The organism is Arthrobacter sp. CJ23, from assembly GCF_024741795.1.
Lineage (GTDB): Bacteria > Actinomycetota > Actinomycetes > Actinomycetales > Micrococcaceae > Arthrobacter.
Genome location: NZ_CP102950.1, coordinates 3,705,202 through 3,718,718, shown reverse-complemented (window position 1 = coordinate 3,718,718; position 13,517 = coordinate 3,705,202). Strand labels below are relative to the sequence as shown.

14 protein-coding genes are annotated in these 13,517 nt (G+C 69.7%); 8 read left to right on the top strand and 6 right to left on the bottom strand.

Annotated elements, in window-relative coordinates; translation table 11 throughout:
- Nucleotides 1–3: 3 nt before the first annotated feature.
- From NVV90_RS16750 to NVV90_RS16740, 3 genes are all read right to left on the bottom strand, one after another.
- Complete coding sequence (locus NVV90_RS16750) at nt 4–204, bottom strand: DUF1508 domain-containing protein (protein WP_258438377.1); 201 nt, start codon at nt 202–204, stop codon at nt 4–6.
- A gap of 239 nt (nt 205–443) precedes the next feature.
- Nucleotides 444–1,340 carry a CHAD domain-containing protein gene (locus NVV90_RS16745; protein ID WP_258438376.1) on the bottom strand — a complete coding sequence of 299 codons (897 nt, stop codon included), beginning with the start codon at nt 1,338–1,340 and terminating at the stop codon, nt 444–446.
- A gap of 67 nt (nt 1,341–1,407) precedes the next feature.
- Complete coding sequence (locus NVV90_RS16740; RefSeq protein ID WP_258438375.1) at nt 1,408–3,093, bottom strand: bifunctional 3'-5' exonuclease/DNA polymerase; 1,686 nt, start codon at nt 3,091–3,093, stop codon at nt 1,408–1,410.
- A 218-nt stretch (nt 3,094–3,311) separates the two neighbouring features.
- Between NVV90_RS16740 and ssd the strand changes: the two genes are divergently transcribed.
- The 7 genes from ssd (at nt 3,312) to NVV90_RS16705 (ending at nt 8,728) form a co-directional block, all read left to right on the top strand.
- Nucleotides 3,312–4,475 carry a septum site-determining protein Ssd gene (gene ssd / locus NVV90_RS16735; RefSeq protein ID WP_258438374.1) on the top strand — a complete coding sequence of 388 codons (1,164 nt, stop codon included), beginning with the start codon at nt 3,312–3,314 and terminating at the stop codon, nt 4,473–4,475.
- A complete protein-coding gene (locus NVV90_RS16730; protein WP_258438373.1) occupies nt 4,472–5,797 on the top strand; it encodes a TadA family conjugal transfer-associated ATPase in 1,326 nt (441 codons plus the stop codon). The genes ssd and NVV90_RS16730 overlap by 4 nt, the downstream gene beginning before the upstream one ends.
- Complete coding sequence (locus NVV90_RS16725; RefSeq protein WP_258438372.1) at nt 5,794–6,627, top strand: type II secretion system F family protein; 834 nt, start codon at nt 5,794–5,796, stop codon at nt 6,625–6,627. The genes NVV90_RS16730 and NVV90_RS16725 overlap by 4 nt, the downstream gene beginning before the upstream one ends.
- Entirely contained in the window at nt 6,627–7,247 is a 621-nt protein-coding gene (locus tag NVV90_RS16720; protein WP_258438371.1) for a type II secretion system F family protein, read from the top strand. Before NVV90_RS16725 ends, NVV90_RS16720 begins: the two co-directional genes overlap by 1 nt.
- Before the next feature lie 145 nt (nt 7,248–7,392).
- On the top strand, nt 7,393–7,788 hold the full coding sequence (locus NVV90_RS16715) for a DUF4244 domain-containing protein (protein WP_258438370.1): 396 nt from the start codon (nt 7,393–7,395) through the stop codon (nt 7,786–7,788).
- Nucleotides 7,785–8,315, top strand: coding sequence for a TadE family type IV pilus minor pilin (locus tag NVV90_RS16710; protein WP_258438369.1), 531 nt, complete (start codon nt 7,785–7,787; stop codon nt 8,313–8,315). The genes NVV90_RS16715 and NVV90_RS16710 overlap by 4 nt, the downstream gene beginning before the upstream one ends.
- Nucleotides 8,312–8,728, top strand: coding sequence for an Rv3654c family TadE-like protein (locus tag NVV90_RS16705; protein ID WP_258438368.1), 417 nt, complete (start codon nt 8,312–8,314; stop codon nt 8,726–8,728). The genes NVV90_RS16710 and NVV90_RS16705 overlap by 4 nt, the downstream gene beginning before the upstream one ends.
- A 41-nt stretch (nt 8,729–8,769) precedes the next feature.
- On the opposite strand, the gene NVV90_RS16700 is transcribed toward NVV90_RS16705, so the two are convergent.
- Together NVV90_RS16700 and NVV90_RS16695 are read right to left on the bottom strand one after the other, a co-directional pair.
- Nucleotides 8,770–11,112: a DEAD/DEAH box helicase gene (locus NVV90_RS16700; RefSeq protein ID WP_258438367.1), complete on the bottom strand. Its 2,343-nt coding sequence runs from the start codon at nt 11,110–11,112 to the stop codon at nt 8,770–8,772.
- A 94-nt stretch (nt 11,113–11,206) separates the two neighbouring features.
- Nucleotides 11,207–11,902 carry a GNAT family N-acetyltransferase gene (locus tag NVV90_RS16695; protein ID WP_258438366.1) on the bottom strand — a complete coding sequence of 232 codons (696 nt, stop codon included), beginning with the start codon at nt 11,900–11,902 and terminating at the stop codon, nt 11,207–11,209.
- Between the two features lie 139 nt (nt 11,903–12,041).
- Here NVV90_RS16695 and NVV90_RS16690 point away from each other — a divergent pair, with 139 nt between their 5' ends.
- Complete coding sequence (locus NVV90_RS16690; protein ID WP_258438365.1) at nt 12,042–12,938, top strand: rhodanese-related sulfurtransferase; 897 nt, start codon at nt 12,042–12,044, stop codon at nt 12,936–12,938.
- A gap of 5 nt (nt 12,939–12,943) precedes the next feature.
- On the opposite strand, the gene NVV90_RS16685 is transcribed toward NVV90_RS16690, so the two are convergent.
- On the bottom strand, nt 12,944–13,417 hold the full coding sequence (locus NVV90_RS16685; RefSeq protein WP_258438364.1) for a hypothetical protein: 474 nt from the start codon (nt 13,415–13,417) through the stop codon (nt 12,944–12,946).
- Between the last annotated feature and the right edge of the window lie 100 nt (nt 13,418–13,517).

Here is a 13,517-nt window from a genome sequence, read left to right as displayed (position 1 = left end):
CTGCTAGGCCGCCATGCGCTCCGTGCCGGAGCGGTCCACGATGAGACCCGTGGCGGCGTTTTCGCGGACCGCGTTGATGCCGTCAACCACGCCCTGAAGGTGCTTGAACGTCGGCGACACCGCCACAACTGTTCCGTCCGCGGCCGTGAGCCGGAACCGGTACGAGGTGTCGCTGTCCTTGAGAATTTCGAACTTGCCAGCCATAGCTGCAGTCTCCCCCTTAATGCTTCCTTGCATAACGGCATCCGCGTGTGTCGGACGCCACAGTGCGATAGTAGGCGGAAGCCGCAGGGCAAACGAAGTTACCGCACGGTACATGACCTCCCCGGGGTCATACCGGCTCATCCGGGTGAATATGACTGGCCTTGAAGGCTCTCCGGGGCTATGGTGCGGTGCGCGCCTGGCACGCCTGCGCGGTGCCCCCGGGGCGCGCAGGCGGGTGTTCAGAACAGCAGGACGCGGCGCGGCGCGGGAACCGGAAATTCGACGGCGGCGGCCCGGAACTGTGCCTCGGCGCCGGCCAGCCGGCGGGCCTCCATGGCCCGGAGTTCCGCGGCGTCCGAGCTGTCCACGCCCGGGCTGGCCGCAAGCGCCTCGAGCCATGCTCCGGCCACCACGCTGTCGTGCTGCTCGCCGAGGATCCGCTGCATGGCGATGGCCGGCTGGATGATCCCCGCCGCTGTGGGACCAAAGGCCTCGGCCGCGGCCTCCACCGCATACCTGAGGCACTTGATGTCCTTGCGTGCCTGGTGCAGCAGCGTGTTCCGTTCCGCCTCGTCGGTGGCTGTTGCCTCTGCGGCCAGGCTGAGCTGCAGCGTTTCCCACTGGGTCTGCAGCCGCTGCGCCAGCTCATCCAGGGTGTGGTTCCGTCCGTCCTGGCGCAACCGGTGGGAGGCCTTGCCCTTTCCCTTGCGCTTTCCGGCGAGCAGGGCCTCCCGGGCCGCCTGGACCGCCCGGCGGCTGCGCTTTCCTGCGCCCAGGGCAGCCGCGGAGCGCCCGCTGGCGGCCATCAGGGCGTCCACCGAGGCGTGCAGGGGGCCGGGCGCACGCCATGAGCCATTCGCGTCAAGGGAGAGGGCGATCCGTTTGCCCAGCACGTATGCGTCCCTGGCCTCACCCAGGGACCGCGCCAGCCATCTGACCTCCTCGCGGACGGGGCCGGGCACCTTGGGGAGGATCTCCTTGTAGCAGCTCAGGACCGACCTCAGGCGGCGCAGGGCAAGCCGTGCGCCGTGGATGGCTTCCTGGTCGGCCGCCGCGATCAGGGGGAGGTAGCCCTCCAGTTCGGTCAACTGGAAAGCAAGGTATGTTCCCAGCGCGTCGCGGCTGTCGGATCCCACGGGGCCAGTGTCCTACGGCGCGGGGGTGCGGGCAAGGGGCGGGCTTCGGCTGCCGGTCCGGCGGCTGCTATTTCGCCTTGTCGTAGGAGTCGACGACGGCGATGCTCACCGGGAACTCGACCGGGATGGCGCCGAAGAGGAGTTCCTTGGCGGCATTGGCGGATTCCTCGATGGCCCGGATGCATGCTTCCACGGCATCGTCCGGGGCATGGACCATGACTTCGTCGTGGAGGAAAAACACCAGTTCCCCGGTCGGCGAGCCCCCGGCACGCAGCGCGCGCAGCCGCCGTCGTAATTCAGCCAGCCAGCACGAGGCCCAGTCCGCGGCGGAACCCTGCACCACGAAGTTGCGGGTGAAGCGGCCGCGGGTGCGGGCCAGGCTGTCCGCGCGGCGCTGCTCCTCCGCCGTCGTGGACCGCTGGCTGCGGAGCCATCCCTGCGATGGCGGCGGGCTGCTGCGGCCAAGCCGCGAGGTGACGGTGCGGCCTGCCTCGCCGTCGCGCGCCGCCTGTTCCACGAAGCCGACCGCCCGCGGGTAGGTCCGGGCGAGCTGGGGCATGAGGCGTCCCGACTCGCCGGTGGTGGCGCCGTAGATGGCGCCAAGGAGGGCGATCTTGGCCTTGGCCCGGTCGCCGCCGAAGCCCTGGGCCGCGATGCCGGCGTAGAGGTCTTTGTCGCGGGCGGCCTCGGCCATCTTGGTGTCCTGCGCGAGTGCCACGAGAACACGCGGCTCGAGCTGGGAGGCATCGGCGACGATCAGTTTATGGCCGGGATCGGCGTGGACGGCGCCACGGATGTTGCGCGGGATCTGCAGCGCCCCGCCGCCGCGCGAAGCCCAGCGCCCGGACACCACGCCGCCCACCACGTATTCGGGCCGGAAACGCCCGTCGCGCACCCAGGCGTCCAGCCACGTCCAACCGTTGGCGGTGTGCAGGCGCGAGAGCTTCTTGTAGGCCAGGAGTGGCTGGATGGCCGGGTGGCTGGATTCCTGCAGTTCCCACTGCCGCGTGCTCTTGACCTCGATGCCGTTCCGGTGCAGGGCACGCATGAGGTCCTGCGGGGAGTCCGGGTTCAGATTGGGCGACTTGAGGATGCTCCGCAGCTCGGCGCAGAGGGCCTCCAGCTTGGCCGGACGGTGGCCTGCCGGCGGGCGCGGGCCCAGATGGCCGGCCAGGATTTCCTCGTGCAGCTGCTCCCGCCACGGCACGCCGGCATGCTGCATCTCCGCGGCGATCATCGCCGCCGCCGATTCGGCGGCCAGCAGCAGCTGGAGCCTTTTCTGCTTGTCCGCGGGTGCCTGGACGAGGGCGTGCTGATGGGCGGCGAATTCGGTGCGGAGCTCCTCGAGGCCGGCCTGCGCCTGGCGCGGACCGGGATCCTCGAAGAGGGCGCCCTGCTCGGCGGGCGCGGCGGGCGGCTGCAGGGCCCGCGGCGGTTGGGAGTCGTCGTCCTGCGTGAGCTTCTCGGCGTTCAGGGCGTAGGCGGTGTGGGCGGTGAATTCGGAATGGGCCAGGATGGCGCCGCACAGGGTGAGGTCGTGGCAGCGCTCCAGCTCGATGCCGGCCGCCAGGAGCGCCGGGTACCAGTCCTGGGTCCGATGCCACACCCAGCGCGGGCGCTGGGCTTCCAGTTCACGCACGACGGCGGGCAGATCGCCTTCGCTGACCAGGCGCGCGTCCGCTGTGGCCTTGCCAGCAGGGGAGACCCGCTGGATGGCTGCGCCGTCGGCATGGGCGGCGAGCAGCAGGTACATGCCTCAATCATGCCTTGCCTCTCTCTCGGCCGGCGCGCGCATTGCGGACAGCTGCTGTCCTGTTCTGTTCTGTTGGGTTGGGCCGGGCGGGCGCTGGTGCTTGTGCTGGTGCTTGGCCGGGGGCGGACACGTCCTCCACAGCCGGGTTCGCGGCGTGTTGTCCACATAGGCGGGTTTCCGGCTGTTCCCGGCATGCCGCCGTCGGCGACATTGGCTGCATGAGAAGGCGACACCTCCAGCAGCGGGAACCCGGCGGCGCCATGGGCGGCGGCACCACCCATGACGGCATCCGTGGAAGCAGCGACGGCGGCCGGGACGGCCCGGGCGCGTGGCTGCCTCCGGCGTCGGGCGAGATTCTTCTGGTCACGGGCAACAGCTACCTCCGCGATGAAATGGAACGCATCGTGGCCGCGGCCGGAGGGAGCCTGCGGACCGCTGCGGACGCCGCCCAGGCCGCCGCAGGCTGGGACAGCGCTGCCGTCGTGCTGATCGGCAGCGATGTCCGCGAACTCCCTCCGCGCCGGCGTGCCCCTGCCGTCCTGCTCGGCGTGAGCGGCGATGACGCAAACATCTGGCAGCTCGCGGCCGTGCTGGGTGCCGAGCGTGTGGCGCTTCTGCCGGACGCCGCGGCATGGCTAGCGGAGCATCTCAGCGCCGCCCGGTCCCCGGAAGCGGGAGGGCATGTGCTCGGGCTGACCGGCGGCAGCGGCGGTGCCGGGGCAAGCACAGCGGCAGCCTGGCTGGCCCAGGCAGCGGCCGGACATGGCGCCCGGACCCTGCTCATCGACGGCGATCCCTGGGGTGGCGGCCTTGAGCTCACCCTCGCCGCGGAGGACACCCCCGGGCTGCGCTGGCCCGACCTCGCCGAAGCCCGGGGCAGCATCGACGCCGTCCAGCTGTCCGACTCCCTACCCGTTGCCGGCGGCTTCTCCTTCCTCTCCTGGCCCGGAACCAGGGAACGGCCACCCGCCGTGGACTCCGCGTCCGTGGCTGCGGTCATGGACGCCGCCCGCCGCGGCTTTGAAGTGGTCATCGTCGACATCGGCCGAGGCACCGACTCGCTGCGGACGTTCGCCTGGGACTGCGACAGGATCCTGCTGCTGGCCACGGCCCAGCTGAAGTCGGCCGTGGCCGCCGCACGGCTGCTGAATGAGCTGCCTCCCGTGGACACCGGGCTCGTCATCCGGGGCAACACCGGCGCCGGAATGGACGCAGCGCTCATCGCCGAATCCCTGGGGATGCCGCTGCACGGCGTCCTTCCCGACATCCGGGGCACGGGCACCGCCGCCGAGCTGGGCCGCCTGCTGGAGCTGGGCCGCCGCAAGCCGGTCCGGCGCTTCGCCGCCGGTGTCCTCGAACTGCTCGACGGGGACGCGCCATGAACGGGCTGGGGGTGGGCGCGGGCCTGCCCGGTTCCGGGCCACGGCGCCGCCAGGGCCAGCGCCTGGACTCGGTCCTGCTGGAAACTGTCCGCGAATCCGTCATGGCAGGAACAGGGCCCGTCACTCCCACCCGGGTGGCCGCGGCCGTCCATGCCAGCGGCCGCCTGCTCGGCACCGCGGGGGCGCTCGCCGCCGTCGAGTCCATCAGCGCCGAACTCAACGGGCTCGGGCCCTTGCAGCAACTGGCACGGGATCCGGCAGTGACGGACATCTTCGTCAACGGAACGCAGTCCGTGTGGCTGGACCGGGGGCACGGACTGGAGCAGTCCGCGGTCCACTTTGAGAGCGAGGCCCAGATCAGGGCCTTGGCAGCGCGGCTGGTTGCGGCCGGTGGCCGCCGCCTGGACGACGGCTCGCCCTGCGTGGATGTCAGGCTCGACGGCGGCTACCGGGTCCATGCCGTGCTGCCGCCGATCTCCACCGCCGGCACCCTGCTGTCCATCCGCATTCGCCGCGAAGAGGTGTTCACCCTGGCGGAGCTGCGGGCCGGCGGCATGTTCGGTCCGCTCGTGGAGCGAGTCCTGCGTGCGGTCATGCAGCGAAGGCTGAGCTTCCTGATCAGCGGTGCCACAGGATCAGGAAAGACCACCCTGCTGTCCACCATGCTTGGCCTGAGCAGGCCGGAGGAACGGCTGGTCCTGATCGAGGACGCCGCGGAGCTGAACCCCGTCCACCCCCATGTGGTGTCCCTGGAATCACGGCACGGGAACCTCGAAGGCGGCGGTGCGCTGGATCTTGGCGAGCTGGTCCGGCAGGCCTTGAGGATGCGCCCGGACCGTTTGATCGTGGGCGAATGCCGGGGCGCGGAAGTCCGCGAGCTGCTGACGGCCCTCAACACCGGCCACACCGGCGGAGGCGGGACGATCCATGCCAACACGGCCGAGGCCGTGCCGGCCCGCCTCGTGGCACTCGGTGCCCTCGCCGGTCTGAGCCAGGACGCCGTGCGGCTGCAGGTCTCCAGTGCCCTCGACGCCGTGATCCACGTGGAACGGACGGCCCGCGGCCGTGCCGTGGCCTCCATCGGACTCCTGACCGACGATGCCGCGGGCCAGGCCGTGGTTCCGGCCCTGGAACTGCGCGGGGGCCGGGTGCAGGCAGGCCCTGCGTGGGGGAGGCTCGCAGCAAAGCTGGAGCTGGATCCGGAGGGGTTGGAACAGCCGGAGGGGCTGGCCGGGATGCCAGGGCTGGAAGGGCCGGAACCTGCCGGCGGGTTTGCTCCGGCTGCCCCGGGGGCCAAGGCCGGGGCCGGTGAGACCGCATGACGGTCCTTCTGGTCTTGGTGCTGGCGGCCACAGCCTGGCTTGTTGTGGGCCATCGCCGTGGCCGGGCCCTGCGGGTGCGGCGTGCCCTCCGTGGTGTTGCCGCCCACGGTGGCAGGACACCGTGGGCGCGAGGGACACGGGGACGGCAGGAGACGCTGCCCCTGATGGTCCTCGTCCAGCAGCTCGCTGCCCTTCTGCGTGGCGGACGGTCGCCGTCAAAGCTGTGGGCGGAACTATGGATCGTCCACGCAGGAGAGGAGCGTACGGCCAGCGGTGATGGTTCCCTTGGAGTGCCAGCGGGCGGGACCCGCGGCCGGCCCTCGGTGACGGCCGCATCCGCCCGCCTGTCGCAGGCATCCTTGGACGTCCTCGCCGCAGCGAGAGCGGCCTCGGCCCTCGGAGCCTCAACAGCGGACGCCATCCGGGGGTCATTGGATCCTGCCTTCGCGCAGCGCGGCGGCTCCACGGCACAGCAAAGCAGGGCCGAGCGGCGGATCTGGGGCGAGCTCGCGGCCTGCCTCGATGTTGCCGAAACCAGCGGCTGCCCGCTGGCGGACATCCTCACGCGGTTCTGCGCACAACTTGAAGCCGAGGACGACGCCGATGCTGCCCGGCAAACAGCGCTCGCCGGACCCAAAGCCACCGTGCGGCTGCTGAGCTGGCTGCCTGTCCTGGGCCTTGGACTGGGCATGGTCCTCGGAGTGGATCCGCTGGGTATCCTGCTCGGCAACGCCGTGGGCGTCGCCGCACTCGTGGCGGGCGTGGTCCTTACCGTGGCCGGAAGGGTATGGTCCACGCGGCTGGTCAGCTCCGCGGCGGGCGGACCGTGATGACCGGAGCCGCTCCCGCGCTTGCCGTGGCCCTCCTGCTGGCTGTTGCAGCCGTGCTGGCCCTCACCGGCCCGGGCGGGAGCCGTGGCCGCCTGGTCATGGAATCAATGGGCCGGCCGGCCGCTGCGCCCCCGGCCGGCGGCACGGAATCTGCCGGATCCCAGGGCGCGCGCGGAGGCCATCGGGACGGCCTGCGCGACACCGCGATGATGCTTGAACTCATCGCGGCGATGCTCGACGCCGGGGCGGGGATCGGGAGGGCCCTGGAGTTGATCGCGGCGTGTGCTGCGCCGCCACTCGGCCGGTCCCTTCACCCGGTCGTTGGCGCCCTGGCCATCGGCGCCGACTGGGAAACGGCGTGGCGCAGCTCCGCCGCGCAGACCGCCGAGGTCCTGCGCCTGAAGGACGCCCTCGCTTTCGCGGCCCTCACCGGTGCCCCTTCGGCGGCCATCCTCTACGCGCAGGCAGCCCGGGACCGGCGGGAACAGTTCAGGTCCGCGGAGAAGCGGGCAGCTGCCCTGGGCGTGAAGCTCGTCATCCCCCTAGGCCTGTGCTCCCTCCCGGCCTTCCTGTGCCTCGGCGTGGTTCCGGTCCTCATTGCCATGCTGCCGGGCGGCTGAGCCGGCCGCGGCGAGTTCCCCTCCACATGCTCCGGCCCTGTCAGTTTTCCACTTAGGCGAATCCGTGGCTTCAGCTGCACGGCTTCGCCGAGGAAGAGTCAAAGAAGTACCGGCAGTAGCGCCGGCACCCAACGAAAGGAACATCATGCAATCCACAGCCAAGGCCCTGTCCGTCCCTTCAGCCACGCTGCCTGCCCAGGGCGAAAGGCAGCACACGGCGCCGTCCGGACTCGGAATTCCGGCGAGGTCCGCCATCGCACCAAGGACGGCCTCCTCGCCGGGGCTGGCCGCGATCCTTGAACTCCGACCCGGCTCATCCCCGGCCCAGGCAGTCGAGCAGCCTGGCGGACAGGGCGCAGGCCGCACTGTCCGCAGCCGCGCACGGCTCACCGGATCCGAGCTGGGAATGGCCACGGCCGAATATGCAATTGCCACGCTGGCAGCCGTCGGTTTTGCCGGCCTGCTGGTGGTCATTCTGCGCAGCGACGAAGTCCGCGGATTCCTGCTGAACCTTATCCGCACGGCCCTCTCGTTGCCATGACCGCGCCGAACGGCAGGCGTGCGGCCCGGCCCAGGCCCGCCGCCGCGGCCAGGCACCCTGGTCCGGGGAAGGACCGGGGCGCCGTCACCGCCGAGTTCGCCGTGGCCCTGCCCGCGGTCCTGCTTCTGCTCGCCTTCCTCCTGGCCGGTTCCGCAGCAGGCGTCATGCAGTTCCGTTTGGAAGAAGCTGCGCGGGCGGGCGCGCGCGCCCTGGCGCGCGGCGAGAGCACCGGAATCATCGACGACGTCGTCCGGCGCCTTGCCGGACAGGGCGCCACGGCGGTGGTTGCGGCCGACGGCGAGTGGGTGACCGTCACCGCGTCGGCGAGGGTTCCCGGGCCCCTCGGCTCCGTCATCCCGTGGACGCTCTCGGCGTCCGCATCGGCCCGCGGGGAGACCCCGGAAGCCTCGGCCGCGCAGGTGTATCCCCTGGGTCGGAGCGTTCCGTTTCCGGTCCTGAGGGAGGCCGGTGCCGATGAACTCAAGGCACTGGACCGGACCTGGGGCTGGCAAGGAGTGGCCGCATGAATCGCGGCGCGCGTGGCCAGAGCCCGGGCCCGGACCAGGACTCCGGCCCCTGTCCCGGGCGCCTGGATGCCGGCCAGGCGGAACGCGGTTCGGGAACCATCCTGGCCGCCGCTCTGGGAATTGTGGTCATGCTTATGACGGCCGGTGTGCTGCTGCTTGCCCAAGCCGGGGTGATGGCTTCAAGGGCGGCCTCGGCGGCGGATCTGGCTGCCCTGGCTGGGGCTGATGCCGCGCGGGGGATCACTCGGGGCGATCCCTGCTCCATCGCGGCCACTGTGGCCAACCGCCACAGTGCCGCGTTGCTCTCCTGCACCGTGGTCGGCGGCGAGATCGTCGAAGTCCGGACGCAGATGGCGCAGCATTCACCCTTCGGGGTGGCCACGGGCCGGGCCAGGGCGGGACCGCCGCCCTAACAAACACCACTGCCGCCCGGCGCGCGAGCCTACTGTGTTGCTTACACGGCGTCCTTGAGGAAAACGTCGATCAGCGTGATGGCGGCTGCCTTGTCCAGTGGGTTGTTCTTGTTTCCGCACTTGGGTGACTGCACGCAGGAGGGGCAGCCGTTGTCGCACTCGCAGGAGCGGATGGCGTCGCGGGTGGCCGTGAGCCACACCTTGGCCTTCTCGAAGCCCCGTTCGGCGAAGCCGGCGCCGCCCGGGTGGCCGTCGTACACGAAGATCGTCGGTACCCCGGTGTCGGCGTGGATGGCCGTGGAGACCCCGCCGATGTCCCAGCGGTCGCTCGAGGCGACCAGGGGGAGCAGCCCGATTGCGGCGTGTTCCGCGGCATGCAGGGCGCCGGGGAACTGTGCCTCGACCAGTCCAGCCCCCGTCAGGGAGCGGTTGTGCACCACGAACCAAACTGCCTTGGTGAAGAGGTCCCGGGCCCCGAGCTCCAGGGGCTCCTCGCCCAAGATCTCGTTCGATACCAAGGCCTTGCGCTGGAAGGAAACCACCTGTGTTGTCACTTTCACCTCACCGAAGTGAACCGCGACGTCCCCCCATTCCACCGTCCGGAGAGTTTTCAGCACCTCGATCTGGGTTACGTCCCGGGCCGTCGTGTAGAAATCGGGATTGGCCCGGCGGACCATCACGCAGTGGTCGCCTTCATTCAGGTCCTCCACGATGTAGCTCTCGCCCTGGTGTACGTACACGGCCCCGGTGTGCGCCTGGTAGTGGGTCTGGGGCGAATCCATGGTCCCCAGCAGGGACCCGGTTTCGGAGTCCACGATGCTCACCGGACCGCCGCCGTCGGCCCGCAGGTTCACCATGGCCGCGGCGCTTTCCGGATGCGTCCAGAACCAGCCTGCGGGCCTCTTCCGCAGGTACCCCTGGGTCACGAGCTGCCCCAGCAGGCCCTCGGCGGAGGGACCGAACAGCTCCAGTTCGGCCGGCCCGATCGGCACTTCGGCCGCCGCCGCGCACAGGTGGGGTCCCAGCACATACGGGTTGCCGGGATCGAACACGGTCGCTTCCACGGAGACATCGAAGATCGCTTCCGGATGGTTCACCAGGTACGTGTCCAGGGGGTCGTCGCTGGCCACGAAGGCCGCGATGGCATCCTGCCCGGCCCGGCCGGCCCGGCCGATCTGCTGGAAGAGGGACGCCCGGGTTCCCGGCCATCCGGCCACGAGCACGGCGTCGAGGCCGGAGATGTCGATGCCCAGTTCCAACGCCGAGGTGCTGGAAACGCCCAGCAGCTCACCGGACCGCAGGGCCCGCTCCAGGGCGCGGCGCTCCTCGGGCAGGTAACCGGAGCGGTAGGCCGCCACCCGCCCGGGCAGGCTCGGGTCGACCTCGTCCAGCAGTCTCTTGGCGATGGACGAAATGGTCTCGGCACCGCGCCGCGACTTGATGAAGGCGATGGTGCGGACCCGCGAGGAGACAAGATTGGCCAGGATGTCCGCGGTTTCGGCAACGGCCGTCCGGCGGTTCTTGGCACCGTTTTCGCCCTTGAGCTCGGTCAAGGCCGGTTCCCAGAACGCCACCGTGGTGGAACCATGCGGCGAGCAGTCCTCCGAGACTTCCCTGACCGGGGCGCCGATGAGCCGGCCGAAGGACGTGGCGGGGTCGGATGCTGTTGCCGACGCAGCGATGAACACCGGTTCCGGGAAGGAGGTCCCCGCCCCGTAGTAGGCGCAGATCCGCCGGAGCCGGCGCATCAGATTGGCCACATGTGAACCGAACACGCCCCGGTAGCTGTGTGCTTCGTCCACGACCACATAGCGCAGGCGTCGGAAGAACCGCGCCCACCAGGTGTGGTTGGGCAGGATCCCGAAGTGCAGCATGTCGGGGTTGGCCAGGATGAAGTTGGCGTGGTCCCTGATCCAGCGCCGGGACGAAGGGTCGGTGTCCCCGTCGTAGGTTTCGGCACGGACCGTGGGCAGCTTCAGGGCGCGGATGGCGGCCAGCTGGTCGGCGGCCAAGGCCTTGGTGGGGGACAGGTACAGGGTTACGGCGCCGTCGTCGTGGAACTTTCCAGGCTCGGACAGCACGCGCAGTTCGGAACGGTGGATCGCATCCAAGGCCGGGAGCTGGTAGGCGAGGGACTTGCCGGACGCTGTCCCGGTGGCGATCACCACGTGCTGTCCGGAGTGGGCCAGTTCCGCGGCCTCGGTCTGGTGCCGGTACGGTTCGTGGATTCCGAGGGTGCCGTAGGCGGCGATGACGTCCGGGTGGGCCCAGGCCGGCCATGGCTCGTGGACGGCCTCCCGGGCGGGGATGGTGCGGACATGACGGAGCTGCTCAGGGTCCGGGGTACGGCCCAGGAGGGAGATCAGCGAGTCGCGTGCGGCCACCTGTTCATTCTGTCACCGCGCCGGAGCCGCCAGCGCCGCAGGAGTCACCGCACGGGAGCCACCGCCGCGCTGGACGATCACCCCATCGCTACAGCTACGCCACGGACAGGTCGGCTCCCTCGCCCCCGGTGGTTGAAATCATCAGCACATGGCAGACGTTCTTCCAGCCGAGGTGCGAATAGAGCTTCTGCCCGTCCAGGGATGCCAGCAGGAGGCCGTTCTGGACATCGTGCTCGAAGGCCTGCGCTGCGAGCGCCTTCATGATGAAACTTCCCAGCCCGCGGCGCTGGAAGGCGGGCTCCGTGACAATCTTGTCGAACACCGCGGTCCCGTTGACCACATAGACCCGGCCGCTCGCGGCCACCTGTTCGCCGGAGTGGACCACGGCATGGTGCACGCCGTTGGCCTCGGAGGTGGCCAGTTCCAGGTCATCGTCAGGCAGCCATGGGTCCTCGGCATCCTGTGTTTCCATGTCCACGATCATCATGGTCTGGGAGGCCGAGGTGACGTTCAGCCCATGCTGCCCGGCCAGGTAGCTGTAGCGGGCGACGTCGTTGGTCAGGATGGTGAGGATGCGCGTAGGGGCTTCCGATGTCCTGGCAGCCAGTTCGGCGAATTCGCTGTCCGAAGGATCATGCGCGAAGTACTCCCAATCGCCGGTCTTGTCTGCGCGCAGTGCTGCCTCGAAACGTCCCTCTTTGCGCGTCTCGTAGCCCCGGCAACCGGACCAGCCGGCCACCCAGACCTCCAGGAGGTGCGCGATGTCTTCAACCAAGGCGTCTGGACTCATGTAGAGAGACTATGCCAGCGCCGCACTTCGCAACAGAGGGCCGCCAGTAACGGCTGCGTTAACACTTCGGGCACCAGCTTCGGGCGCCCGGCAGGGGCTCCGACACACGGATTTTCCCCCACCCAGTACCCTTAAATACGTGGCTTTGAACCGAATTGTGCTCTTCTATGGCTTTACCCCGATCGCCGACCCTGATGCGGTGCGGCTCTGGCAGCGTGCCCTGTGCGAGAAGCTCGGCCTCACCGGGCGCATCCTGATCTCCCCGGACGGCATCAACGCCACTGTGGGGGGCGAGCTGAACAACATGAAGCAGTACGTCAAGACCACCCGCGAATACAAGGGTTTCCACGGCATTGACTTCAAGTGGTCCGAGGGCGGCGCCGCCGATTTCCCGCGCCTGAGCGTCAAGGTGCGCGACGAGATCGTGTCCTTCGGCGCCCCGGGCGAGCTGAAGGTGGATGGGAACGGCGTTGTCGGCGGCGGCACGCATCTCCAGCCGGAGGAACTGCACGCCATGCTGGAAGCGAAGAAGGCGGCCGGACAGGAAGTGAAGTTCTTCGACGGCCGCAATGCCTTTGAAGCGCAGATCGGCAAGTTCAAGGACGCGATCGTTCCGGACGTCGCCACCACGCACGACTTCATCAAGGAACTCGATTCCGGCAAGTACGACGACCTCAAGGACCAGCCGGTGGTCACGTACTGCACCGGCGGCATCCGCTGCGAAGTCCTCTCCAGCCTGATGGTAAACCGCGGCTTCAAGGAGGTCTACCAGCTCGACGGCGGCATCGTCCGCTACGGCGAGACGTTCAAGGACCAGGGACTCTGGGAGGGCTCGCTGTACGTGTTCGACAAGCGCATGCACGTCGAATTCAGCGAGGACGCCAAGACCATCGGCGAATGCGTGCGCTGCGCCGCGCCCACCAACAAGTTCGAGAACTGTTCCAACCTCAGCTGCCGGACCCTGACCCTGTACTGCGCCGAATGCGCCTCCAGCCCGGAGACCCTGCGCTGCCCCGGAGGCTGCGCCGCCGCCTGAGCAGGCTAGAGCCGGCTGACGCGGTAGGCGAAGTTCGCGTCGCTGTTCGCCGACACCGTGATGGCCAGCACGGCATCCCTGGCCAGTTGCAGCACGTTCACGCGAGTGTTGGCGCAGTCCAGCGTCAGCTCCACCAGTGCCGCGTCGCCGTTCTTCACCACGAACGATGCCCGCCGCGTCCCCCGGCAGGCCAGGGACACGGCGTAGGTGCCGCCGGGAAGCTGTACGGTTTGTTCGGTGCGCGACTCCCCGGCGTTCACGAGCCCGCGGCTGTCATAGAACGACTGCCCCTGGGCATCCGGCACCACCGCCCGTGCCCAGGCGTCCAGTTTGTCCCCCGTGACCGTCCGCCCCAGCTCCGGGTCGCGCGGCAGCACCGCATCCGTGAACGACCGTGCGGCAGGGCTGGGAGTCAGCCTCCCGCCGTCGTCGATGTATTCGCACGCGGCCAGCGGGGCGCAGAGCCCAAGCAGAATCACGACGGCGGCGCTCGCCAGCCGTCCAGACCGCACCTTCCGGGCGCCCGGGCTGCCCATGTGATGACTCTACGCCTGGCCTTCGGCGGCCAAAAGCCCGTCA